The organism is Demequina sp. NBRC 110054 (assembly GCF_002090115.1).
In the GTDB taxonomy this organism is placed as follows: Bacteria; Actinomycetota; Actinomycetes; order Actinomycetales; family Demequinaceae; genus Demequina.
Map to the genome: position 1 here is coordinate 108,547 of NZ_BBRK01000004.1, position 23,069 is coordinate 131,615.

Here is a 23,069-nt window from a genome sequence, read left to right on the forward strand (position 1 = left end):
TCCCTCCGGCACGACCCCGGGGCCGCGGCTCCCGCCGCGGCCCCGGGTCTGTGTCAGGCGCTCTCTCGCTCAGGGATCTCCGCGTGTCCCTGCTCGCTGAGGTGGATGACCCCGTACGTCCAGCCCCGGCGTCGGTAGACGGCACTCGGAAGCCCGGACTCGGCGTCGAGGAAGAGGTAGAAGTCGTGGCCGACGAGCTCCATCTGATCGATCGCCTCGGCGACCGTCATCGGGACTGCGGCGTGAGTCTTGGACCGGATCAGGATCGGCGTGCCGTCGATCGGCACCTCGCGAGTCGCGTCGTCCGGGGCGCCCTCCCACGGCTCGACGCTCGAGGCGGCGTGCGGCGCGGACCCGTCGCCCACGGGGGCGAGAGCGGGCTCGGCGGCGACGGAGTGCAGGCTCGGCGTCGCCTGGTGGCGGTGGGCCTTGCGCTCATGGAGCCGTCGCAGCTGCTCGAGCAGGCGCGCGGACGCGGCGTCGAAGGCGGCGTGGCGGTCCATCGCGGAGGCCTCGGCCCTCACGACTCCCCTGCCGCGCACCGTGATCTCGACGCGTTCCTTGTCGTCCGCACGCTTGGGATTGCGTTCGTGGACCACGTGGACATCCACTCGCGTCGCGCGCGGCGCAAGGGCCTCGACCTTCTCCATCTTCTCGATGATCCGCTCGCGCAGATCGTCGGCGACCTTGGTGTGGCGTCCTGTGATGGCGATGTCCATGACGGTGTCCTCCTCTGTGGGATGAGAGTGGCCCCGGCCAGCGGGCGGGGGCAGTGCGACTGCGGCGCCTTCAGCGCCTGTGGCATCACCTCCCTCATCCAAGGGATCCGACGTTCATCGTCAGGGTAGATCTCACCTTAGCCCCGGATCGGCGTCCCCCGCCACACGCCCGACCGCGGCGAGTCCGACGGCTCCGACGACCGGCGATCCGCGGCCCTCGAGCGCGGCCGCGCAGGCCGCGAGGGTGGCCCCCGTGGTAACCACATCGTCGACCAGGAGCACGGGCCTGCCCGGGTCCGGAGCCACCGTCACGCGGACCGCGCGACGCATGCCGCGCCACCTGTCGATCGCGGATCCGCCGCGTTGCTCTCCCGCCCCGATCGCGAGCGCCGAGACGACCTCGCACTGCATTCCTCCCGCGATGAGGCCCTCCGCGACCGCCCGCGCGAGCGCCAGGGGAAGATTCACACCGCGGCGCCGGGTGCTCGCCGCCCGCGCGGGAGCGGGGACGACGCGCACCTTGCGACCGAGCTCCACGAGGTGCGGCGCGATCTGAGCCCCCGCGCGGTACGCGACGTCCGCGAAGAAGCCGTCGAGGTCGCGCCGTCCACCGTCCTTCCAGGCGGCCACCATGCCGTGCGCGGGTCCGACGAGCGGGGCGGCGACCCACACGGGAAGGGCGGCACGACCGTGCACGTCGAGGCGTGCGGCATCGGGCTCCGCGCGCCAGACCGGCTCCCACCACAGCGCGGCGCACGAGTCGCAGCAGCGCACGTCCTCACGGCCGCAGCCGGGGCATGCGACGGGGACGACGGCCCTCGCGACCGCCCTCAGCACGCGTGCCACGCCCTCGCCCTCCACACCCCCATCACCTCACGGAGAGGCTCCTCCGAGCCGCGCGGGCGCCGGCGGTGGGGAGAGCGTGGTGCCGGGTCGAGCCTGGGGACGATGCGGTCACGTCGGGGGCGGGCTCTCGTTCGAGCCGAGGGACGATGCGGCTGCCGGCTGGCCGGGCTCCCGTTCGGGTCTGGAGACGACGCCGTGGCCGTGGGGGCAGTGCGGCGTCAGCCCGCGTAGGCGAGCTCGTCGACGTCGGGCACGACCAGGGTCCACCCCGTGCCCGATCGAGCCTGAGCGCCGGACCCCGGATCGATCAGGGTGATCGAGGTGGTTCCGCTGCGCGCCGTGAGCGAGGATGCGTCCGCGGGAGCCGTCATCGCCTCGGTGAAGCCCCCGACCGTCGACACCCACATCGGGGTCGAGCCGCCGTCGACGCTCACGCCGAGCGCGGCGACCGTCGTCGAGTCGATCCACGCGACCTCCGTCGCGGCGCTCGACGAGACCCCGATTTGGAGAGGCTCGGTCAGCGCGACAGGGGTCCCGGACTCGTCACGCACGAGACCGGTCACCTCGAGCACCGGCTGCCCCGCGACCGTCGACGCGACGAGCAGCCGCGCGCCGTCACGGGAGACGGCGATCGCCTCGATGCGGCGCGCCTTCAGCCACTCGGCATCGAGGACGACCTCGCCGCCCGAGCCGTCCTCCGCCGGGAACGCGATGACGGAGCCGCCGTTCGCCTCGGCGGTCCAGAGCCATCCCTCGGCGTCGTACGAGGGATCCACGAGGCCCTGGGCCTCGACGATCGTCTCCGTGGCGAGCCGGCCCGCGGGCTCGGCGTCTCCCTCGGGCACCGCGACCAGTGACTCGATGCCGCCCGCGAGGGCGTCCGTCACCACCAGGCGGGACCTGCCCACGAGGAACGCCGCCTGCTCTCCCGAGTAGGACAGCGCGAGCCCATGGGCCCTGTCGGGAAGGGCGCCCGCATCGTCCGGCGTGACCTTGAGGTCGGTGCCGTCCCACAGTCCGAGCCGCGAGCCGACGATGGCCGCCGCGACGTCGGAAGGGACCTCGGACGCCTCGAGCGCGTAGCCCTCGGCTGCGACCGGCACGCCGCCGACGGTCACCTCGACGGACGTCACGTCGGGCAGCGCCGACAGCGTGCGCTGCATCTGCACCACGGCGAGCCCGTCCTGCGCTTCGGCCGTGGCCGAGTCGGACGCGAGCAGCACGGCGGCGACTCCGTCGGTGACGACCACCGAGGCCACCTCGAGCGAGGCGCTCGCGGAGAAGCCCGACAGCACCGCGTCCGACAGCCATGCCGAGGGCCCCAGCACGAGCTCCGAGGCGGCACGCGTCGCGACGTTCTGCCGGGGGAACCAGCGGCTCTCGATCACCTCGGTCGTGCCGTCGACCGTCGCGAATACGAGGCCGACGCGACGGAACAGGCTCTCGAAGTTCGCCTCCGCGAGGACGGCCCCGTCCTGGAGCCCGTCGATGCGCCACTCGCCGTCGTCCTGGACCAGCGTGAAGTCGAGCGTGGTCACCGCTCCCTCGGCGGCCTCGACGAGCCGTCCGTCGCCGTCGATCGTCGCTGCCACCGGCACGGTGTACGCGGCCGTCGTGCCGTCCGCGTTCCACTCGGGCGTGAGCGCGCCCGAGCCGAACACCGTGATGCTCGCGGAGGGGTCCCAGTCGCGGCTGGCGTCCGCGGTGAGGTACTCGCGGGCGACGGAGAAATCGGAGTTGAAGCCCTGCGGCAGGGCGCGCAGGAAGCCGTTGACGATCGCCTCCTGCGACGCCCCGGCGGTCGGCCCCTCGGCGAGCGGAAGGATGGTGTCCTCCTCCGGGGCGTTCGTCACGCCCTCCTGCACCGGGCCCGAGTCGGGGATGGACGCACAGCCCGCCAGCACGGCGATCGCGGCGATCGCCGCCGCCAGCCTTGTCCTCATCGCTCGCCTCCTGCGACCTCTGATCCGATGGTGTGAGCCGTGCGTCGCGGGGCCTGCCGGCCGCTCGGCGACAGCGCCACGAACTCCTCCTCGCGCATCGCGAGCGGCAGGATGGGCTGCTTGCCGAGGCCGCGCGAGGTGCGCGGCAGGCTCAGCCGGAACGACGCGCCTTCGCCTGGGGACCCCCAGGCCTCGAGCCGACCCTCGTGAAGCAGCGCGTCCTCGCGCGCGATCGACAGTCCCAGCCCCGTCCCGCCCATCGTGCGCGCACGGGCGGGGTCCGCACGCCAGAAGCGGTCGAAGACCCGGTCGACCTCGTGCGGCGTGAGCCCGAGGCCGTAGTCGCGCACCACGACGGCGACGCCGCGCGCGGTGGACGCCACCGCGACGTCGACGGGTCCACCCTGGGCGTGCTCGACGGCGTTGGAGAGCAGGTTCCTCACGATGCGGCTCACGCGGGGCCGATCGACGGACGCACGATGCTTTCCTTCCCCCGCCCAGAGCCGCACCTCGACCCCCAGGTCCGCGGCGGGCGGCGCGATCGCCTCGACCTCCTCGGCGACGATGTCCGTCAGATCCGTCTCCTCGAACTCGAGCTGCGCGGCGCCCGCGTCGATGCGGGACATCTCGAGGAGGTCCGACAGCAGCAGCTCGAAGCGGTCGATCTGCGTGTTGAGGAGCTCCGCGGATCGTGCGACCTGGGGAGGGAAGCCGTCCTTCGCGTCGTACAGGAGGTCGGCGGCGATCCGGATCGTCGTGAGCGGCGTGCGCAGCTCGTGCGACACGTCGGACACGAAGCGTCGCTGCACGCGCGACAGGTCCTCCATGCGAGTGATCTGCCGCTGGAGGGACTCCGCCATCTCGTTGAAGGTCTTCGCGAGCGTCGCCATCTCGTCAGCGCCCCGCACGGTCATCCGCTCGGACAGCAGTCCATCCGCGAGCCGCGACGCGACGCGGGCGGCCTGGCGCACGGGACGCAGCGCCTGGAGCGTGACGAACCAGGCCTGGAGCAGCACCAGGCCGATGAGCACCGCGCCACCGACTGCGAGCGACTGCTGGACGAGCGCGAGCGTCTCCTGCTCAGCCTCGAGCGAGTACACGAAGTACAGCTCGTACTCCCCTGCGTCCCGCAGCTCGATCGGCGCGCCGACCACGACTCCCGGGCGACCATCGGGAAGGACCACGTGCTGCCACGGCTGCGTGACGCCCTCGGCCACGGCCTCCCGCATCTCGTCGGAGACGACGGACAGCAGGGCCGCGTCGGACGCTCCCGTGGTGAGGATCAGGTCCGTCTCATTGTCCTCGGCCTGCAGCAGGACGAGGCCGCGCGAGTCACCGCTCACCGCGCTGAGCGACTCGTACACCGTGCTCACGAGCGTCTGCAGGTCTCCCGGCGTGGCCGCCGACGAGGACTCGATGTACTCCTGCGCGCTCGCGGCGTCCTGCGCGGACTCCGCGAGAATCCGGTCCACGCGAGTCTCCACGAGCCCGTCACGGATCTGCGAGACCACCACCGCGCCGAGCACCACGACTGTGAGGACGCCGACCACGAGCACCGTGGAGACCACGCGCAGCTGCATCGACCTGCGCCAGCGACGCGCACCCCTGCGCACCGGCACCGCGAGCCGCAGCGCTGTCATGCGCGGCGAGCGCATCACGACGCCTGACCACCGGCCTTGTAGCCCACGCCGCGGACGGTCAGCACGATCTCGGGGTTCTCCGGGTCCTTCTCGATCTTCGCGCGGAGCCGCTGGATGTGGACGTTCACGAGCCGGGTGTCGGCCGCGTGACGGTAGCCCCACACGTCCTCGAGGAGCACCTCGCGCGTGAACACCTGGCCCGGGGCGCGCGCGAGCGTGACGAGCACGTCGAACTCGAGCGGCGTCAGTGGGATCACCTCGCCGCCGCGCGTGACGCGGTGGCCGGTCACGTCGACCTCCAGGTCGCCGATCCGCAGGCTCGTGGGAGCTCCGGTCTCGTTGCGGCGCAGGCGGGCGCGCACCCGCGCGATCAGCTCGCGCGGCTTGAAAGGCTTGGGGATGTAGTCGTCCGCGCCGGACTCGAGCCCGAGCACGACGTCGACCGTCTCGGACTTGGCCGTCAGCATGACGATGGGGACTCCGGACTCGGCCCGGATCTCCCGGCAGATGTCGATGCCGCTGCGTCCGGGGAGCATGAGGTCGAGCAGGATCACGTCGGGCTGCTCCGCGCGGAACACGTCGACCGCCTGGTCGCCGTGATCGCAGAACAGCGGTTCGAACCCGTCGCCGCGCAGCACGATTCCGATCATCTCCGCGACTGCCGGGTCGTCGTCGACCACCAGGATGCGTGCCGTCATGCGGACCATCTTGCCACGGCGTCGCCCCTGGACCGTGGCAGCGCGGCGGTGCGCGAGGGGGACCTTGTGAGGATCTGCCATCCGCGGGGACCCGCATGGCAGGATGGGCGGGTCGAGGGAGGAACCACGTGAGCGACAGCAGGGACGGATCCGCCGGGGCCCAGGCACCGCGCGAGGGCGAGGACCGGCCGGTGTTCGTGCCGCCGTCGGGATTCGGCGCGGCTCCCCCGCCCACAGAGGAGGGCTCGACGCCCGCGGGCCCGTCCCAGGTGTTCCCGCCCGCCCCGACACCACCGGGTGCGGCCGGCTCGAGCCCCGCTCCCGTCGGCCCGGGCGCCGGCGCGTCGATGCCCACCGCTCCCGCGCAGCAGCACGCCGGTGCGTACGCCGCGCCCCTCGACGCGGCCGCGATGCTGCGCCCCGGGATCATCCCCCTGCGGCCCCTGACGTTCGGCGAGCTGCTCGACGGCCCCCTCAAGGCGATCCGCCACAACCCCAAGGTCATGGTCGGCGTCAACGCGCTCGTCTCGCTCGCGTCGATGATCCTCATGTACGGCCTCGGCTTCGGCTACTACGGCTCGCTGCTGGCGATCTCCGACGCGGACGCCGCCTATCTGTCGGACGGCACCTTCGGTGCGAGCAACCTGGACATCGCCCTGCTGATGCTGGGCTCGTTCCTCGGCGCTCTCGTGCTCCTGATCTCGACGGGCGTGACGTCGCTGTCGTTCTCCCGCTCGGTGCTCGGCGAGCGGATCTCTCCCGGCGAGGCGCTGCAGCGCGGCGTGAAGGCGCTGCCGGCCCTCCTCGCGCAATCGCTCCTCCTCACCCTCGGCTACTCGCTGATCGTGGCAGTCGTCGGCATCGTGATCGCCGGCGGCTTCGTCGTCGACACCGGGCTCGGCATCCTGGTGCTCGTCCTCGGGGTGCTCGGCGCGCTCGTCCTCATCGCATGGGTGACCATCAAGCTCGCCCTCGCCGTCCCCGCGGTCGTGCTCGAGCGCCGCGGGCCGATCTCCGCGATGAAGCGCTCGTGGGAGCTGACCAAGGGCCGCTTCTGGATGATCCTCGCGGTCCTGCTGGTCGCGACGCTCATCACCTCGATCATCCAGCAGGTGATCACCATCCCCGCCGCCGTGATCCTGCCGCTCGCGATGTACACCTCGTCGAGCGCGGCCGTCATCCTGTACGTCGTGGTCATGGCCCTCATGTCGTTCCTCGGTGTGCTCATCTCGGTCGCGTACCTCGGCGGCGTGACCGCGGGCCTGTACACGGATCAGCGGATGCGCCAGGAGGCCTTCGATCTGGTGCTCTCGAAGAGCGTGCAGGAGCGGGCCGCGGCCGCAGGCTGGGGCGCATGACGCTCCCCATCCACGCGTGGAACACCGTCGTCGGCGCCGTGCCGGTCGAGCCAGAGGCCGAGGAGGCGCGCCGCTGGGCCGAGGAGGAGCTCGCGAGGGCCGAGTACCGCGAGAGCGCCTCGCTCGTGGACTGGCTCGCGCAGGCGCTGTCGGACCTGATCGCCCGCATCTTCGGCGGCGCGGACGGCGGCTCGCTCGCCCCCGTGGGCTACCTGCTCGCGGTCCTCGCGCTCGCGGCGGTGCTGCTCGTCGCGTGGCTGATCGCGCGACCGCTCCTCGTCTCGCGCCGCAGGGAGTCCGCGGTCGTGCTCGAGGCTGACGGTCGCACCGCGGCCGAGCTCGATGCCGCCGCCCGGGCCGCCGCCGACGCCTCGCGCTGGCACGACGCGTGCCTCGACGCGTTCCGTGCGCTCGTGCGCGGCGCAGAGGAGCGCACCGTGATCGACCCCCGCGACGGCCGCACCGCGCACGAGGCCGCCGTCGACATCGCCGGCGCACTGTCGGGCACGGGCGTCGTCCTCACGGACGCGGCCCGCCGCTTCGACGCGCTGTGCTACTCCGACGCGGTCGCGACGCGCGCCGACTACGACGCGATGCGGACCGCCGCCGACGCGGTCGCCCCGGCGCGCATGCCGGGGCAGGTGCCCGCGTGAGCCGGACCATCGCCGCGCCCTCGGGGTGGACCCTCGGCGACGGATCCACCGCCGCGGCCGTCGCGAGCGAGCGATGGGCGCGGATCCGCTGGGCGACGATCGTGGTGTCGATCGTCGTGATCGGTGTGATCGTCACGACGCTCGCGCAGCCCTCGACGAACTCCACGCCGCTGTCGATCGACAACACCGGCGACGACGGGGCGCGCGCGGTGGCGCAGATCCTGCGCGACCAGGGCGTCGATGTCGAGGAGGTGGCGACGCTCGCCGAGGCTTATCGTCGCCTCGACGGCTCGGGCACGCTCGCGATCGCGTCGTTCACCTATCTCGACGAGGACCAGATCGCGTCCATCGGGGAGCACCCCGGGGACGTCGTCTGGATCGAGCCCGCGACCTACGCGCTGTCCGGCATCGAGCCGGGACTGTCGGCGACTGTCCCCGCCACCGCTGACGGCGCGGTCCCGGCCGACTGCGCGGCGCCCGCCGCGGTGCGCGCGGGCAGCCTCACGGGCGTGCGTGCCGCGTACGCTCTGGCCGCGGGCACGTCCGCGAACGCATGCTTCACCGTGGACGACGCTGCGGCCTACGTGGAGATCGACCGGGACGGCGCGAGGCCCGTCCACGTGATCGCCGACGGCTCTCTGTTCACCAACGCGGCGCTCGTCACGGACGGCGCAGCTGCCCTCACGCTCGGCGTGCTGGGCCACGACACCCGGCTCATCTGGTACGTCGGCACCGACGACGAGACGCTGCTCGCGGCCGACCAGGTGGAGACCTCCGAGCTCACCCCCGCCGCGCCCGCCTCGCTCATCGCCGGGGGCGTCGCGCTGCTCCTGGTCGCGCTCGTCGCCGCGCTCCAGCAGGGGCGCCGCATGGGGCCGCTCGTGACCGAACCCCTCCCCGTCGTGGTGCGGGCCTCCGAGGCCACGCGCGGACGCGGCCGCCTGTACCGGCGGGGCCGTGCGCGCGGGCATGCCGCCGCCGCGCTGCGCGCAGGCGCCGCCTCGAGGCTCGCCGCGCGACTCTCGCTGTCCCGTTCCGCGCCCCGCGCGGCCGTCGTCGCGGCGATCGCGCAGCACACGCGTCGCGACGACGCCGAGATCGACTCCCTGCTGTACGGCCCCCCTCCGGCCGACGATGCCGCGCTCACGCGGCTCGTGGCCGCCCTCGACGCTCTGGAAAGTGAGGTATCCGCATCGTGACCACCACCCCTGATGCCGCTCCCGCCCCCCGTCCCTCCGACCTCGTCGGCACGCTCGCCAAGGTGCGCGGCGAGGTCGGCAAGGCGGTCGTCGGGCAGGACGCCGCGATCACCGGTCTGATCATCGCGCTGCTGTGCCGAGGCCATGTTCTGCTCGAGGGCGTCCCTGGCGTCGCGAAGACGCTGCTCGTGCGCTCGCTCGCGGCCTCGCTCGCGCTCGACACCAAGCGCGTGCAGTTCACGCCCGACCTGATGCCCGGCGACATCACGGGCTCGCTCGTGTACGACGCGCAGTCCTCGCGCTTCTCCTTCCGCGAGGGCCCCGTGTTCACGAACCTCATGCTGGGGGACGAGATCAACCGCACCCCGCCGAAGACGCAGTCCGCGCTGCTCGAGGCGATGGAGGAGCGCCAGGTCACGGTCGACGGGGAGCCCCACACGCTGCCCGACCCGTTCCTCGTCATCGCGACCCAGAACCCCGTGGAGTACGAGGGCACCTACCCGCTGCCCGAGGCCCAACTGGACCGCTTCCTGCTCAAGCTCGTCCTCCCGCTGCCCCCGCGCGAGGTCGAGGCAGAGGTGCTCACCCGGCACGCGGCGGGCTTCAACCCGCGTGACCTCGCCGCCGCCGGCATCGTCCCGGTGGCCGGTCTCGATGACCTCGAGGCGGCCCGCGCCGAGGTCGCGAAGGTCGAGGTCTCCCCCGAGGTCATCGGCTACCTCGTGGACGTGTGCCGCGCGACCAGGGACGCCGCCTCGACCTCGCTCGGGGTGTCGCCGCGCGGCGCGACGGCGCTGCTCGCGACGTCGCGCGCGTGGGCCTGGATGCAGGGCAGGGACTTCGTCACCCCGGACGACGTCAAGGCGCTCGCCCACCCGACGCTCGTGCACCGCCTGCAGCTGACCGCCGAGGCGGAGCTCGAGGGCGTCACGGCCGCGAGCGTCCTCGAGTCCGTGCTCGCGTCGGTCCCCGTCCCGCGCTGATGTTCCTCACGTGGCGGGCGGTCGCGCTGACCGCCCTCGGGGTCCCCGTCGCTGTCGCGACCTCCTCAGCCTTGCCCGCGGTGATGTGGCTCGCGGTCGTCGCCCTCGCGGTCGCGGTCGACGTCATCGCGGCACCCTCGCCCCGCACGATCGCGACGCGGCGCGAGACGCCCGCCTCGGTGCGCCTCACCGAGCCGACGTCCACGACGCTGCTCGTGCGCAACCTCGGCACGCGGCGCGTGCGCGGCTGGGCCCGCGACGCCTGGCAGCCCTCCGCGGGCGCGGATCCCGCCCGCCATCGACTCGACCTCGCGCCGGGGGACGGCGTGCGGCTGCGCACCCCGATGCTCCCCACGCGGCGCGGAGATCGCAGCGCGGGCCCCGTGACGCTGCGGCTGCTCGGACCCCTCACCCTCGCGGGCCGCCAGCTCACCCTCCAGCTCCCCGCGACGCTCCGCGTGCTCCCCGAGTTCGCGTCGCGCAAGCACCTGCCGTCGCGGCTCGCCCGGCTGCGCGAGCTCGATGGCCGATCCGCCGTCCAGCAGCGAGGGCCCGGATCCGAGTTCGACTCGCTGCGCGAGTACGTCATTGGCGACGACGTGCGCGCGATCGACTGGCGGGCCACCGCCCGGCGCAACGAGGTCGTCGTCCGCACGTGGCGCCCCGAGCGCGACCGTCAGGTGCTGATCCTCGTCGACACCGCACGCTCGGCCGCCGCCCGCATCGGCGACACGCCCCGTCTCGACGCGACGATCGAGGCGACCCTGCTGCTGTCCGCCCTCGCCTCCAAGGCGGGGGACCGCGTCCACGTCGTCGCCTACGACCGCACGACGCGCGCGCGGATCTCGGGGGTGTCGGGCGCGGGCCTGATGTCGACGCTCGCGGATCGCCTAGCCCCCCTCGAGCCGCGCCTGCTCGAGCCCGACTGGACCGGGGCGGCGGGCGTCGTCCGCGAGATGCTCGGCCAGCGCGCGCTCGTCGTCCTCCTCACCGATGTGGGCCCCGGCTCGGTGGACTCGGGGCTGCTGCGCGCGCTCGCCCCGCTCGCGCGGGATCACCAGGTGCTGATCGGCGCGGTCGACGATCCCGAGATCGGTGAGCTCGTGCAGGCGCGCGGCGACGTGTCCGAGATCTACACCGCCGCGGCGGCCACCCGCTTCGAGCTCGAGCGCGAGGCGGTCGCCGAGCGCCTGCGTCGACGCGGGGTCGAGGTCGTCTCCGCGGACCCCGAGGGCATCGCCCCCGCGATCGCCGACGCCTACCTGTCGCTCAAGGCCGCCGGTCGGCTCTGATCACGCAGCGACCGGGGCGGCGTCCTCCCTGAGGTCCGCCGAGACGTCGCCCGTCTCCCCCATGGCGACCGCACGCCTGCCGAGCGTGAGCACCATCGTCCAGAAGCCCGCGAGCACCGCGACGCCGATCGCGATCTTGAGGCCCCACGGCAGCGCGGACCCGGTCACGTAGCCCTCGACGAGGCCCGACACGAGAAGCACGAGCACGAGGCCCAGGACCACCCCGAACATCGCGCGTCCCTCCTCCGCGAGCGCACGCATGCGCGTGCGCGGCCCCGGCACCAGCATCGTCCAGAAGATCCTGAGGCCCGCCGCACCCGCGACCCACACGGCCGTGAGCTCGAGGAGACCGTGCGGCGTGATGAGCTGGAAGAACTCGCCGAGGTAGCCGAACTCGTGCATGATGGCGCCCGCGGTGCCGACGCCGACCGCATTCTGGAACTGCACGTACACCGTGAAGACGCCGGTGAAGCCTCCCGCGACGGACATCGCGGCGACCCACGCGTTGTTCGTCCACACCTGCGCGAAGAACGAGGTCGACGGGTGCTCCGAGTAGTACGACGCGAACGCCTCCTCGGCGTACTGCTGGCGCTCGTCGTAGGTGCCGAGGTTCGTCATGAGGTCCGGATGCGTCGCGTAGTGCACGCCCGTCGCGACGGACACGATCAGGAAGGTCGCCATCACCGCCACGGTCCACCAGCGGATCCGGTACAGCGCGGCGGGCATCGAAAGGACCATGAAGCGCGCCGCCTCGCGATGCAGCGGCGGCCGCGCCCCCGACAGCGTCGCGCGCGCCGAGGCGAGCAGCACGGACAGCCGGGACACGAGCGCCGGGTCGGGGGCGGAGGAGCGCACCCGCGCGAGGTCGGAGGCGGTGGTCTGGTACAGCCGCGCGAGCTCGTCGGCCTCGGCGCCGGACAGCCGCGAGCGCTTGGACAGCGCCTTGAGCCGCTGCCATCGCTCCTCGTGGAGTGCCTGGAACGCATCGAGATCCATGCGGCTACGATGCCACAGACGGCACCTCGGACCACGCGCACTCACAGGGAGACCCATGGACGACGACACCACGCTCATCGGCGAGGGCGTCATCCTGGAGACGGCGCCGGCGAGCATCGGCCTGCGCACCGCCGGCGCACTCATCGACGCGGTCGCGATCGGCACGGTGTACGTCGGGAGCTTCCTGCTGTTGGCAGAGATCCTGCCTGACTCGCTCGACCTCGCGGCGATGAGCGCGGCGGTGCTCGTGCACGCGCTCGCGGTGTTCATCGGCCTCCCCATCGCGGTCGAGACGGCCACGCGCGGCCGCTCGCTCGGCAAGCTCGCGACGGGCGTGCGCATCGTGCGCGACGACGGCGGTCCGATCGCCTTCCGCCAGGCCTTCGTGCGCGGACTGCTCGGCTTCTTCGACCTGTGGATGACCGCGGGCGGCGTCGCCCTCATCTCTGCGCTCGTGACGAAGCGCGCCAAGCGCGTCGGCGACATTCTCGCGGGCACCTACGCGCTCAAGGAGCGGGCCGCCAAGTCGCCGCATGCGCCGCTCGTGATGCCCGCAGCCCTCGCGGCGTGGTCGGTCACCGCCGACGTCCGTCGCATGCCCGACGGTCTCGCGCTCACGGCGCGCCAGTTCCTCTCCCGTGCCGCGAAGCTCAACCCCGCGTCGCGCGCGCAGCACGGCGCGGAGCTGGGCGCGCGCGTCGCGTCCTACGTCTCACCCCCGCCGCCCGAGGGCACGCATCCCGAGCAGCTCATCGCGGCCGCGCTCGTCATCCGGCGCGACCGTGAGTACGCGCGCGGCGTCGAGCACAGGCGCCTCGACGCCGAGATCTCGGACGCGGTGCACCGGCTGCCCCACGGTGTCCCCGAGGTGCGGTAGCCGTCCTACGCCCCGAGCGCCTGGAAGCCCTCGTAGACCATGAACGCGGGCCAGAAGATCCCCTGGAAGATCGCTCCCACGTGCTCCCAGAACCCGTCCGCGACCGTCCAGTAGTAGACGATGCCTCCGAAGATCCCGATGCCGTAGATCGCGCCTCCCGACGCTGCCGCGCCGCTGTTGTCGGCCATGGCGTCTCACCTTCCCCTCTGCCGCCAGGTTAGGCCGATACCGGGGGTTCCGCGGGGCGAGCCGGTCCGCTCCTCTCGGCCCGCGCACGAACTAGCCCTCGCCGGCCTCCTGGACGCGGGGGAGCGTCACCCTCGCGACCGTTCCGGAGCGCCCGTCGGAGCCGAGCGCGACCGCGCCCCCGGCCCGCGAGACGAGCTGCCGGACCAGCGCCAGTCCGAGCCCGACGCCTGGCACGCCCTCGGCGGTGCCCTTGGCTCGATAGAAGCGCTCGAAGACCTTGTCGAGGTCCTCCGGGGCGATGCCGGGACCGTTGTCCACGATCTCGATCGTGACCTGCGCGGCGTCGAACCTCGCCGCGACGGCGACCTCGCCGCCGGGTGGCGTGAACTTGACCGCGTTGCCGATCAGGTTGGTGAGGATGCGCACCAGATCGCTCGGCGGGATGAGCACCTCGACACCGAAGGGCATGTGCTCACGCAGCGCGACCATCCGGTCCTGGGCGTTGGGCCCCATGTCCTCGAGCACACCGGCCACAGCATCCCTGACGTCGCAGGGCTGCGCGCTCTCGCGGCTGCCCGCGCCGAGCGCGAGCAGGTCCTCCACGAGCCGCCCGAGCCTGTCGGCGTTGCGGGTGATCACCGACAGGTGCGCGTGCGCCTCGTCGTCGAGCGAGGGCTCGTCCTCGAGCAGCTCGGCGAACCCGATGATGCTCGTGATCGGGGTCCGGAGCTCATGGCTCACGGCTGACACGAACTCGTCCTTCTGCCGCGCCACCTCGCGCAGCTGCAAGGCGGCGTTGCGCTCGTCGGCGAGCGCGTGCGCAAGCGCCTGGGCGGCGTGTACGCGCTCCGAGACATCGAGCACCTGGACCGTGAGCAGCACCCGCCCTCCGTCGCGAGGGACGCGCGTGACGAGGATCTCCACGCGCCTGCCATCGCCCAGCTCGACCTCGGTGACGCTCTCGCCCTCCAGATCGTCCTTCGCGCGGGCGATCGCCGCGCGGAGGACCTGCACGCCTCGCGTGTCCTCGGGAAGCACCTCCGGCTCCTGACCACGCGGCGCCGCCGCGACGCCTGGTCCGAGGAGGTTCACCGCACGCCAGTTCGCGTTGCGCACCCGCGGATCTCCCCCGCGGTCCTCCTCGAGGATCAGCATGCCGACCTGGGAGTCCACGAGGCCGCCGCGCAGGAGCTGCTCGCGCACCAGCAGGTCCTCGGCGACCGACAGCGTCTCGCGCCGCGCCGCCGCGAAGTACAGCACCGTCCCGGCATACACGACGAGGAAGCTCTGCACGGCCCACGAGGTCTGCACGGCGCTCCAGCCCGCTCCGGCGAACGGTCCGCCGCCCAGGATCGTGAGCGTCGTCGCCGCGGTCGCCGTCAGCACGAGCTGCGCCGCCACGCCGCGCAGAGGGAACACGTACGCGCCCCACAGCAGCACGGGCATGGGCAGGAACGACAGGGGAAGGCTCATCCCGGGGAAGAACACGATGCCGACGACCAGCGCGAGCGTGAGGGGCTGAAGCCACCGCGCGAACCCGCCTCTGGCACGTGCGTGATCGTTCCACGTGAGCGCGAGCGGCACGATCGCGAGCACCGCCGAGCCGTGGCTCGAGAACACCGCCCCCGCGGTCGCGAGCGCGGCATCCGTGCCCAGCAGATGGACCACGAGGCCCACCGCGACCGCGACCGCAGCCGCGCCCGCGAGCGTGGCGATGACGAGCCGGGTGACCTCCCGCGTCGAGATCAGCCGCGGCGGCCTGTCCGACGGGCACAGCAGCATCGCGACCACGAGCGCCTCGATCGCGTTCGCGAGTCCGAACGCGAAGGACAGGTCCAGCGGGCGCCCCGCGACGAAGTTGGAGGCCGCGGAGACCAGCGCGACCCCGACAGCGGCGACGGGCATCCAGCGGCGGCGCACCGCGAGGACCGCGAGCACCGAGGTGCCCGCCGCGGGCCACCACGGGGAGGTGTCGCCGCCACGCCCCGCGAGCTCCACGGTGCCCCAGGCCAGCACGAAGGTCGCGGCGAGCGCGATCGCGGAGGCCGCGGCGCGCGTCGCCGGTCGCGACCGCTCGTCGAACGAGGGCAACGGCATGGCTCCACCTCCCGGCCTGCTACGAGGCCTTGCGTACAGTGGAGCATGGCACCGGGAGCACGCCCGGGACAACTCTCCGTCTCACCCCGAGGAGATCAGATGGCCTCGATCCTCATCGTCGACGACGACCCGGACATCGCCCTGCTCGTGAGCCACAAGCTCCGCGCGGCGGGCCACGACATCGCGGTCGAGGTCGACGGCGTCGCGGGCCTCGAGGCGATCAGGCGCTCTCACCCCGACCTGGTCGTGCTCGACTGGATGATGCCCCGCATGAACGGGCTCGACGTGTGCGTCGAGGTGAGGAACGACGCGTCGATCTCGGCCACGCGGATCCTCCTGCTCACCGCGAAGGCGCAGGAGGCCGACCTCGAGCGCGCGTACTCCTCAGGGGCCGACGAGTACGTGCAGAAGCCCTTCTCGCCGCGCGAGCTCGCGGCGCAGGTCGAGGCGCTGCTCGCGCGCTGAGCGCTCCTCACGGCGCTGCACCGCCAGAGGCCCGCACCTCGGCGGGAGGAGCGGCTCGGCCGCTCACCCGGCGGCGAGCGCCTCAGGCGGGCGGCTCGACGTGGCGGACGTCGGGCTCCACGAAGATGAGCCGTGCCGCGGGCACCTTCTCGCGGATCCGCCGCTCGGCGTCATCGGTCTGCGCCGCGATCTCCTCGATGCTGCGCCCAGGGTCGACGCCCACCTTGACCGTGACGAGCACGTCGTCCGGGCCGAGGTGCATCGTGCGCAGGTGGATGATGTCGGTGTAGCCGGCCTCCCCGAGCCCCGCGCGGATCCTGTCGACATCCTCGGGCGTCGCTGACTCGCCCAGCAGCATCTCGCGGGTCTCGCGCGCAAGCACGAGCGCGATGCACACGAGCAGGAGGCCGATCATCGCGGTGCCGGCGGCGTCCCACAGCCCATTGCCGGTGATGAGCGTCATGGAGACGCCGAACAGCGCGAAGACCAGGCCCACGAGCGCACCGAAGTCCTCGAGCAGGATCACGGGCAGCTCGGGGGAACGCGAGCGCTGGATGAACTTCGCCCAGCCCACGTTGCCGCGGATCTTGTTGGACTCCTTCATCGCGGTCCGGAAGCTCATCCCCTCGAGCGCGATCGCGATGAGCAGGACGACGATCGGCACCCACTTCCAGGACTCGATCGGCTCGGGGTGCTGGAACTTGTGCCACGCCTCGTAGAGCGCGAACAGGCCACCGAGGGTGAACAGCACGACGGCCACGAGGAAGGCGAAGTAGTAGCGGTAGCGCGAGTAGCCGAACGGATGCTCGGGCGTCGCCTCCTTGCGGGCCTTGCGTCCGCCGATGAGGAGCAGGAGCTGATTTCCGGAGTCGGCGACCGAGTGGATCGCCTCGGCGAGCATCGATGACGCTCCCGTGAGGCCCCACGCGGCGAACTTGGTGACGCCGATGCCGAGGTTGGCGCTGAGTGCGGCGACGATCGCCTTCGTGCCCCCTTCGGCGGACACTAGGCCTGCCTGATGACTGCGAGCGCCTCGTCGCGCACCTGCTCCATGGTCGCGGCGTCCGCGGCCTCGACGTTGAGCCGCAGCAGGGGCTCGGTGCCCGACGGACGGACGTTGAACCACCAGCGGGGCTCGGAGTCCCAGTGCTCGACCGTGAGGCCGTCCATCTCGTCGAGCGTCACCCCGTCGCGCCCGTCGAAGGCGGCGCGGATGCGCGCGACCGCGGCCTTCACGTCGGGGACCGTCGAGTTGATCTCGCCCGACGCGGTGTAGGGGTCGAAGTCGGCGAGCATCGCGCTCAGCGGGCCGTCCTGCGAGCCGAGCGCCGCCATGACGTGCAGGGCCGCGAGCATGCCCGAGTCGGCGTAGAAGAAGTCCCGGAAGTAGAAGTGGGCGCTGTGCTCGCCGCCGAACACCGCGTCGTTCTCCGCCATGAGCGCCTTGATGAAGCTGTGGCCCACGCGCGAGCGCACCGTGGTGATGCCGTCGGCGCCGAGCAGCTCGGGCACGGCCCGCGACGAGATCACGTTGTGGATCACCGTGGCGGTCTCTCCGGAGGCCCGCACGCGGGCCGCCTCGCGCAGCCCGACGAGCGCGGTGATAGCCGAGGCGCGCACCACGGCGCCCTTCTCGTCGACCACGAAGCAGCGGTCCGCGTCGCCGTCGAACGCGAGCCCGAGGTCGGCGCCGTGCTTCACCACCGCCGCCTGCAGGTCGCGCAGGTTCTCCTCCTCGAGCGGGTTGGGCTCGTGGTTGGGGAACGTGCCGTCAAGCTCGAAGTACAGCGGCTCGATCTCGAGCGGCAGCGCGGGCAGGCCTGCCTCGGAGCCGAGCACCGACGGCACGGTGTACCCGGCCATCGCGTTGCCCGCGTCGACCACGACCTTGAGGGGGCGGATCGACTCGAGCGGCACGAGCGAGCGCAGGAACTCTCCGTACTCGCGGATCATGTCGCGCTCGGACACCGTCCCGCGAGCCTCGGCGACCGGCACGCCCTCGTCGACATAGGTCGTAGCGAGCTCGCGTACGAGCCCCAGGCCCGTGTTCTCGCCCACGGCGCGGGCGCGCGAGCGGCACATCTTCATCCCGTTGTAGGCGGCCGGGTTGTGGCTCGCCGTGACCATGACGCCGGGCATGTTCAGCGCGCCGGTCGCGTGGTAGAGGCCGTCGGTGCTGCACAGGCCGATGCGGACCACGTTCACGCCGCGGTCCGTGAGCCCCGCGACGACGGCGTCGACCAGGCCGGGCCCCGAGTCGCGCATGTCGTGGCCGATGGCCACCGTCCCCTCCCCCTCAGGAAGCACGATGGTGTCTGCGAATGCGGCGCCGATCGCGTGCGCGATCTCCTCCGTCAGCTGCTCCCCCACGATGCCTCGAACGTCGTATGACTTGATGAGTCCACTCAGATCGGTCATGGCGCCCAGGCTAGCGGTCAACGATGACGGCGGCATTGCGGGCGTGGGTCAAATATCTGACGAGACAACTCTCAGGTGGCCGCGACGGGGCTCGGACGACGGCGGTGCCACCGGGATCGCAGGTGCCGGGCGCGGCGGTGCCCCTGCCTCGCGCACAGCGCGCGCGAGCGCGTCGAGGTCGTCGGGAGACGGGCCCGGATCCACGTAGTCCTGCTGGATGTGCACGACGTCCCAGCCGCGCGGCGCCGTGAACCGGCTCGCATGATCCGCGCACAGGTCGTAGCTGTGAGGCTCGGCCGAGGCGGAGAGCTGTCCCACGACCACGGTCGAGTCGGCGTAGACGTACGTCAGCGTCGCCGCGGCGGACCGCGTGCAGCCCGTCTTGGAGCACTGTCGGGAGGCCATCACGGAAGGGACGGTACCTCCGTCCGGGTCACGCCTGGGCGAGGCACGCCGAAGGCGACCGGCCCGGGCGCCGCCGACCCTCGACGGCTCGCCGGGCGTAGGGTCTCTCGCATGGCACGCCGCGACCGTCACGGAAGGGGGCTTCGCGCCCCTGTGATCCCCGCCTCCCTGCCGGGCCATCGCAGCCGGGGCGAGCGCTTCGACGCGCTCGTCGTCGAGGCCGCGGAGAGGCTCGAGCCGCGCTGGGGCAGCCGATGGGGCCGGGTCGAGTTCGGCGTGGAGGACGTACCGCCGTCCGACCCTAGCCCGTGGGAGGAGGGCGTCCCGCTCGGCAGGCTCTTCCCCGAGGACATGGGACAGCCGGCGCGCGTCGTGGTCTACCGAAGGCCATGCGAGGAGCGGGCCGAGGGCACGGAGCTGCCCTTGCTCGTGCGCGACGTGGTCGCCGAGCAGCTCGCGCATCTCCTGGGCTGCGCCCCGGAGGACGTCGACCCCGACTTCGGAGGCTGACCGCCTCAGGGGACGTACGGAGCGTCGACGACCGACAGCTCAGTGTCGAGGATCGTCGCGGGAAGCACGCGCATCGAGGCGATGAAGCCCTCCTCGCCGACGATCTGCACCCCCCACGCCGCCCTGCCCTGCAGGGTGAGCCTCGTGCCGGCCTCGACGCTCGCGACCCTGAGGCGCGTGAGCGCGCCGGCGGAGGTCTGCACCTCGGTCACCTGCTCCCCCGCATCGTCCAGCACCGTGAGCGTCGTGGCGCTCGGCGTGTACGCGACCAGCACGCCCTCCTCGCCCGGCCAGTAGACGCCCTGGTCCTGCGTGGAACCGGTGGCCGCCGGCTGCTGCTCCGCTGCCACCCAGGTCCGGTCGTACGCGACCGAGCCCTCCTCGCCGATCTCGGACGCGCGCGACACCGTGATCTCAGCGGCGGCCGCGACGGGCGAGTCCGACTCGATCGCCACCGACCCTCCCGCCGTGTCTGGGACCGTCACCTCGGTGACCACCCCCGGCTCGAGCTCGACCTCGGCGACACCGGACCATGCGACCTCGCCGTCCGCGTTCGCGAGCGACAGCGACACCGTCCCACCCTCGGGAGCCACGAGCCGCAGCACCGCAGAGGAGTCGAGTCCACGCGCACCGACCAGCGGCACGACGAGCGAGGTGCCGAGCTCGGTGACGGACGCGATCCAGTCGGTGCCCGCGGGCTGCAGGCCGTCGAGCGCCGAGTCCTGGATCGCGGCGACGATGCCGGCCCCAGTCGCATCGACGCGCACCGCGGTGGCCTCGATGCCGTCCTGGATCGCCTCGAGCAGCACGTCCTCGACACCGCCCGCCCCGACCGCGACGACGTGCTGCGCGTCGATTCGCCCCGAGCCGCTGTACAGGGTGACCGTCGCCTCGACGTTCGACTGCGTGGGGTTGACGAGCACGAGCCGCGCCGACGAGCCGAGCGCCGTGGACCCGCCGACGAGCCATTGCGTCGTCGCCGGGGTGGCGCACGCGAGCGCGGCGTATCCCGCGATGTCGCCGTCGGACACGCGCTCGATCGAGGCCCCGAACAGCCCCTCCACCACCTCGGCGTCGTCGTCCTCGGCGTCGCCGCCGAAGATCTCTCGCGAGCGCTCGGTGGGGTCGGAGGAGAAGTCGTCCCCCTCGATCGAGCCCACGGGCACTGCCAGCTCCCCCGCGCACGCGGCGGGCTGCATCGCGGGCGTCACGGTGATCGAGGTCGCCTCCGCGGCGACGGGCGACGCTGATCCCACGGCGGTGCCGGCGAAGGCCGCCCCGAGCAGGAGCCCGGCGGCGGCGAGCCCCGTCAGGGCGGCGACGAGTCGGCTGCGAGTCATGAGGACTCCCTTCCGCGAGAGCGGTGCAGCGGGACGGAGGACAGCAGCACCCAGCCGCACACGATCGCCGCGGCCCACAGCCACGTGGCGTGCTCGGGGTCCTCATAGCTGATCCGCAGCGTTCCGGATCCGTCGATCGCCCAGGCGTTCCGACCCGACGCGTCATCCACCCTCGCGAGCGCGACGCCGTCGAGCGTGGCGTGCCAGCCCGCATCCTCCGACTCGGCGAGGACGACCGTCCCGTCCTGAGCGTCGACCTCGAGCGCGCCGGACGCATCGGACATGGGCACGGTGACCGTCGCGTCGCCCTGCTCGAGCCACGCGCGCGACGCCTGCGTGCCGTCCGCGCGGACGACGCGGTAGGGGGTGCCGTAGTCGCTCGCGCCGATCGCGACGATGTCATCCACCTGCGTGAGCGCGGAGACGAGCCCGTCGTCGCCGGGGGCGACCACGACGATGCCGATGCCCCACTGCGCGAGGGTCACGGCAGCACCGTCCGCACCGCCCGCGAGCAGCGCGACGGCCTGCGCCAGGTCGGCGGGGGAGGCCACGCCGTCGGCTGACGGGCCGCTGAGGGGCACGCCGTGCGCGTCACGCTCGGCCGCGCCGAGCACGCGCACGGTGCCGTCCGTGGCGAGCACGGTGTACCGGATCGTCCCGTCGTCATCCGAGTCGAGCACGAGCGCGCGCTGACGGGAGGCGGACTCCTGGTCCAGTGCCGTGGCGAGCGGCAGCACCCTCGTCACCGAAGACGTCGCGGCGGTGGCCGACGGCTCGGAGACCGTGAGGGCCGCCACGTGACCCGCGAGCACGAGCGCGACCGCGCCGAGCGCGACCGCGTAGCCGGTGCGGCGCCACGCGAGCCTCCTCGACCGCTGCCCCGTCTGCCAGGCACCGGACGATGCGGCAGCCGCGGCGATGATCAGGCCGAGCGCCATGAGGGACGAGCCTGCTCCGGGCCAGCCTGCGGTGATCTCCCCACCGACGCCGTCGATCGAGCCGACCGGCGTCCGCTGAGACACGATCGCGGCTCCGAGGCCCAGGGCCGCGACGACGGTCAGCGCACGCACCGCCCACGCGGTCCGCAGGGAGACCAGCGCGAGCGCGGCGGCCCCGAGCACGCACACGCCCACGACGACAGCGAGGTAGGCGCTCACCGCGCCGAGGTCTCCGTCCGCCGCGTCGCCCAGCCCCGCGGCCGACAGGTCACCCGAGACACCGCCCAGCAGAAGGGTCCATGGCGACAGGACCGTCGACTCTCCTGCCGGGCCCACGTCGCGCGCGAGGATGCGCGCCGCATCGCCCCACGTCCCGCGGCTCACGGCCGCGACGATCGCGGGTCCCGACACGACGAGCGCCGGGATCGCGACGCTCCAGGTGCGGAGACGGGCTCCGCGCGCGAACGCGCCGGCGACGATCACCACGAGCAGGAGCGGCGCCAGCAGGACGGGGGCGGCCGCGACCGCGACCGCGGCCGAGAAGGCGGCTCCCGCGGAGGCGCTGGGCGAGGCCTGGGCGATCCGCGGGTACTCGCCGTCGCCCACCGGCTCGCCGCGATGCCAGCCCGCGCCGCGCACGATCCCGAACAGCACCCAGGGCAGAGCCAGGTGCGCGATCACGGCGCCGACCCGACCGTCGGAGACCGCCACGAGGAACAGCGGCCACATCGCGTAGGCGAGCGCGGCGGCGCCCCTGGCCCATGCCGAGCGCACGACTGCGCCGGCTGCCGCCCAGCCGCCGAGGGCGGCGATGAGCGGCGCGAGTCCCAGCAGCAGCGCGAAGCCGACGCGCAGACCGCCGGGGATCGCGGCGAGCGGAAGCATGAGGGACGCGTACGCAGAGTCGAGCGCGGGGCCCCCGAAGCCCGACTGGTCCCACGCGGTCACGACCCGCGTCCAGACGTCGGAGAACGACAGGTCGGTCACACCGAGGACGGCGCCGCTCAGCATCTCTCCTCGCGCGAGCCCCACGAACCAGTCGGCGTGCAGGGCGAGCGAGACCACGAGGGCGAGCAGGGCGGTGACCGCGAGGCCGCGCCGCCGCCGCCCCGCCGCGACGGCGAGCTCGGCCCGCTCGACGTCGCTCGGCGCGTGGCTCTCGCGCCATGCGTCGTAGGCGCCGAGCTCCGCGACGCGGACATGATGCAGGACCTCTCGAGGCGTCGCGAGCAGGGGGCGCTCGATGCTGGTCGGCACCGCGGATGCCTTCCGGACCACACGTCGGCTGCGTGGTAGCGATCCGAGCCTTCCGAGCAGCCGCCAGGGAACCCCGAGCTCGGAGAACGCCGTGCGACCGTCGTTCTGGGCGATACGGAGCACGAGCCTCGCCGGCACCGCGAGGAAGGACCAGAGCACAAGCAGCGGCACGACCGCGGCGGGCGCGTACGCGAGCGAGTGGTACCACTCGCCGGTCCGCCTGGCCGCGTAGCTGGACGCGCGGCC

At 73.0% G+C, this 23,069-nt stretch carries 20 protein-coding genes; 8 read left to right on the forward strand and 12 right to left on the reverse strand.

Features of this window, described 5'->3' with window-relative positions; translation table 11 throughout:
• Positions 1-53: 53 nt before the first annotated feature.
• The 5 genes from hpf to mtrA all read right to left on the reverse strand — a co-directional run bounded on the left by hpf (position 54) and on the right by mtrA (position 5,846).
• Positions 54-719, reverse strand: coding sequence for a ribosome hibernation-promoting factor, HPF/YfiA family (hpf, locus tag B7K23_RS00500; protein ID WP_084124171.1), 666 nt, complete (start codon positions 717-719; stop codon positions 54-56).
• 132 nt (positions 720-851) lie between these two features.
• On the reverse strand, positions 852-1,565 hold the full coding sequence (locus B7K23_RS00505) for a ComF family protein (RefSeq protein WP_143338017.1): 714 nt from the start codon (positions 1,563-1,565) through the stop codon (positions 852-854).
• 218 nt (positions 1,566-1,783) lie between these two features.
• Positions 1,784-3,508: an LpqB family beta-propeller domain-containing protein gene (locus B7K23_RS00510; protein WP_084124175.1), complete on the reverse strand. Its 1,725-nt coding sequence runs from the start codon at positions 3,506-3,508 to the stop codon at positions 1,784-1,786.
• Positions 3,505-5,163, reverse strand: a complete 1,659-nt coding sequence (gene mtrB / locus B7K23_RS00515; protein ID WP_143338018.1) for an MtrAB system histidine kinase MtrB — start codon at positions 5,161-5,163, stop codon at positions 3,505-3,507. Before mtrB ends, B7K23_RS00510 begins: the two co-directional genes overlap by 4 nt.
• Complete coding sequence (mtrA, locus tag B7K23_RS00520) at positions 5,163-5,846, reverse strand: MtrAB system response regulator MtrA (RefSeq protein ID WP_084126048.1); 684 nt, start codon at positions 5,844-5,846, stop codon at positions 5,163-5,165. Before mtrA ends, mtrB begins: the two co-directional genes overlap by 1 nt.
• A gap of 128 nt (positions 5,847-5,974) precedes the next feature.
• Between mtrA and B7K23_RS00525 the strand changes: the two genes are divergently transcribed.
• From B7K23_RS00525 to B7K23_RS00545, 5 genes are read left to right on the forward strand one after another with little or no spacing between them, the layout of a single operon-like run.
• Positions 5,975-7,204, forward strand: coding sequence for a glycerophosphoryl diester phosphodiesterase membrane domain-containing protein (locus B7K23_RS00525; RefSeq protein ID WP_159451248.1), 1,230 nt, complete (start codon positions 5,975-5,977; stop codon positions 7,202-7,204).
• Positions 7,201-7,857, forward strand: a complete 657-nt coding sequence (locus B7K23_RS00530) for a DUF4129 domain-containing protein (RefSeq protein WP_084124181.1) — start codon at positions 7,201-7,203, stop codon at positions 7,855-7,857. The genes B7K23_RS00525 and B7K23_RS00530 overlap by 4 nt, the downstream gene beginning before the upstream one ends.
• Positions 7,854-9,056 (forward strand): DUF4350 domain-containing protein, encoded by a 1,203-nt coding sequence (locus B7K23_RS00535; protein ID WP_084124183.1) that lies wholly within the window; start codon positions 7,854-7,856, stop codon positions 9,054-9,056. Before B7K23_RS00530 ends, B7K23_RS00535 begins: the two co-directional genes overlap by 4 nt.
• Positions 9,053-10,039, forward strand: coding sequence for a MoxR family ATPase (locus B7K23_RS00540; RefSeq protein ID WP_307174915.1), 987 nt, complete (start codon positions 9,053-9,055; stop codon positions 10,037-10,039). Before B7K23_RS00535 ends, B7K23_RS00540 begins: the two co-directional genes overlap by 4 nt.
• The gene (locus B7K23_RS00545) at positions 10,039-11,331 is read left to right on the forward strand and encodes a DUF58 domain-containing protein (RefSeq protein ID WP_084124187.1); all 1,293 of its coding nucleotides are present in this window, start codon (positions 10,039-10,041) and stop codon (positions 11,329-11,331) included. Before B7K23_RS00540 ends, B7K23_RS00545 begins: the two co-directional genes overlap by 1 nt.
• Here the strand turns inward: B7K23_RS00545 and B7K23_RS00550 are convergent, their stop codons facing one another.
• A complete protein-coding gene (locus tag B7K23_RS00550; RefSeq protein ID WP_084124189.1) occupies positions 11,332-12,327 on the reverse strand; it encodes a stage II sporulation protein M in 996 nt (331 codons plus the stop codon).
• Positions 12,328-12,382: 55 nt separating this feature from the next.
• Here B7K23_RS00550 and B7K23_RS00555 point away from each other — a divergent pair, with 55 nt between their 5' ends.
• Positions 12,383-13,204 carry an RDD family protein gene (locus B7K23_RS00555; protein ID WP_084124191.1) on the forward strand — a complete coding sequence of 274 codons (822 nt, stop codon included), beginning with the start codon at positions 12,383-12,385 and terminating at the stop codon, positions 13,202-13,204.
• A gap of 5 nt (positions 13,205-13,209) precedes the next feature.
• Here B7K23_RS00555 and B7K23_RS00560 read toward each other — a convergent pair whose 3' ends face one another.
• Both B7K23_RS00560 and B7K23_RS00565 read right to left on the reverse strand, forming a co-directional pair.
• Positions 13,210-13,392, reverse strand: a complete 183-nt coding sequence (locus B7K23_RS00560; protein ID WP_084124193.1) for a hypothetical protein — start codon at positions 13,390-13,392, stop codon at positions 13,210-13,212.
• Between the two features lie 91 nt (positions 13,393-13,483).
• Entirely contained in the window at positions 13,484-15,490 is a 2,007-nt protein-coding gene (locus tag B7K23_RS00565) for an ATP-binding protein (protein WP_084124195.1), read from the reverse strand.
• A 99-nt stretch (positions 15,491-15,589) separates the two neighbouring features.
• On the opposite strand from B7K23_RS00565, the gene B7K23_RS00570 reads away from it, so the two are divergent.
• Complete coding sequence (locus tag B7K23_RS00570; RefSeq protein ID WP_084124198.1) at positions 15,590-15,955, forward strand: response regulator transcription factor; 366 nt, start codon at positions 15,590-15,592, stop codon at positions 15,953-15,955.
• A gap of 82 nt (positions 15,956-16,037) precedes the next feature.
• Here B7K23_RS00570 and B7K23_RS00575 read toward each other — a convergent pair whose 3' ends face one another.
• Genes B7K23_RS00575 through B7K23_RS00585 form a run of 3 tightly spaced genes read right to left on the reverse strand, consistent with a single transcriptional unit; the run spans position 16,038 to position 18,778 of the window.
• On the reverse strand, positions 16,038-16,961 hold the full coding sequence (locus tag B7K23_RS00575) for a cation diffusion facilitator family transporter (protein WP_084124200.1): 924 nt from the start codon (positions 16,959-16,961) through the stop codon (positions 16,038-16,040).
• The gene (locus B7K23_RS00580; RefSeq protein ID WP_084124202.1) at positions 16,961-18,373 is read right to left on the reverse strand and encodes a phosphomannomutase/phosphoglucomutase; all 1,413 of its coding nucleotides are present in this window, start codon (positions 18,371-18,373) and stop codon (positions 16,961-16,963) included. The genes B7K23_RS00575 and B7K23_RS00580 overlap by 1 nt, the downstream gene beginning before the upstream one ends.
• A gap of 48 nt (positions 18,374-18,421) precedes the next feature.
• Positions 18,422-18,778, reverse strand: coding sequence for a DUF3499 domain-containing protein (locus B7K23_RS00585; RefSeq protein WP_084124204.1), 357 nt, complete (start codon positions 18,776-18,778; stop codon positions 18,422-18,424).
• 111 nt (positions 18,779-18,889) lie between these two features.
• On the opposite strand from B7K23_RS00585, the gene B7K23_RS00590 reads away from it, so the two are divergent.
• A complete protein-coding gene (locus tag B7K23_RS00590) occupies positions 18,890-19,288 on the forward strand; it encodes a metallopeptidase family protein (protein ID WP_084124206.1) in 399 nt (132 codons plus the stop codon).
• Positions 19,289-19,293: 5 nt separating this feature from the next.
• Here the strand turns inward: B7K23_RS00590 and B7K23_RS00595 are convergent, their stop codons facing one another.
• On the reverse strand, positions 19,294-20,628 hold the full coding sequence (locus tag B7K23_RS00595; RefSeq protein WP_084124208.1) for a DUF5719 family protein: 1,335 nt from the start codon (positions 20,626-20,628) through the stop codon (positions 19,294-19,296).
• Between the last annotated feature and the right edge of the window lie 2,441 nt (positions 20,629-23,069).

Bases quoted from the DNA above. Each gene is read 5' to 3' on its own strand.
- hpf (WP_084124171.1), bottom strand. From the start codon at position 719: ATGGACATCGCCATCACAGGACGCCACACCAAGGTCGCCGACGATCTG.
- B7K23_RS00510 (WP_084124175.1), bottom strand. From the start codon at position 3,508: ATGAGGACAAGGCTGGCGGCGGCGATCGCCGCGATCGCCGTGCTGGCG.
- mtrB (WP_143338018.1), bottom strand. From the start codon at position 5,163: ATGCGCTCGCCGCGCATGACAGCGCTGCGGCTCGCGGTGCCGGTGCGC.
- mtrA (WP_084126048.1), bottom strand. From the start codon at position 5,846: ATGACGGCACGCATCCTGGTGGTCGACGACGACCCGGCAGTCGCGGAG.
- B7K23_RS00530 (WP_084124181.1), top strand. From the start codon at position 7,201: ATGACGCTCCCCATCCACGCGTGGAACACCGTCGTCGGCGCCGTGCCG.
- B7K23_RS00545 (WP_084124187.1), top strand. From the start codon at position 10,039: ATGTTCCTCACGTGGCGGGCGGTCGCGCTGACCGCCCTCGGGGTCCCC.
- B7K23_RS00550 (WP_084124189.1), bottom strand. From the start codon at position 12,327: ATGGATCTCGATGCGTTCCAGGCACTCCACGAGGAGCGATGGCAGCGG.
- B7K23_RS00555 (WP_084124191.1), top strand. From the start codon at position 12,383: ATGGACGACGACACCACGCTCATCGGCGAGGGCGTCATCCTGGAGACG.
- B7K23_RS00560 (WP_084124193.1), bottom strand. From the start codon at position 13,392: ATGGCCGACAACAGCGGCGCGGCAGCGTCGGGAGGCGCGATCTACGGC.
- B7K23_RS00565 (WP_084124195.1), bottom strand. From the start codon at position 15,490: ATGCCGTTGCCCTCGTTCGACGAGCGGTCGCGACCGGCGACGCGCGCC.
- B7K23_RS00570 (WP_084124198.1), top strand. From the start codon at position 15,590: ATGGCCTCGATCCTCATCGTCGACGACGACCCGGACATCGCCCTGCTC.
- B7K23_RS00580 (WP_084124202.1), bottom strand. From the start codon at position 18,373: ATGACCGATCTGAGTGGACTCATCAAGTCATACGACGTTCGAGGCATC.
- B7K23_RS00585 (WP_084124204.1), bottom strand. From the start codon at position 18,778: ATGGCCTCCCGACAGTGCTCCAAGACGGGCTGCACGCGGTCCGCCGCG.
- B7K23_RS00590 (WP_084124206.1), top strand. From the start codon at position 18,890: ATGGCACGCCGCGACCGTCACGGAAGGGGGCTTCGCGCCCCTGTGATC.
- B7K23_RS00595 (WP_084124208.1), bottom strand. From the start codon at position 20,628: ATGACTCGCAGCCGACTCGTCGCCGCCCTGACGGGGCTCGCCGCCGCC.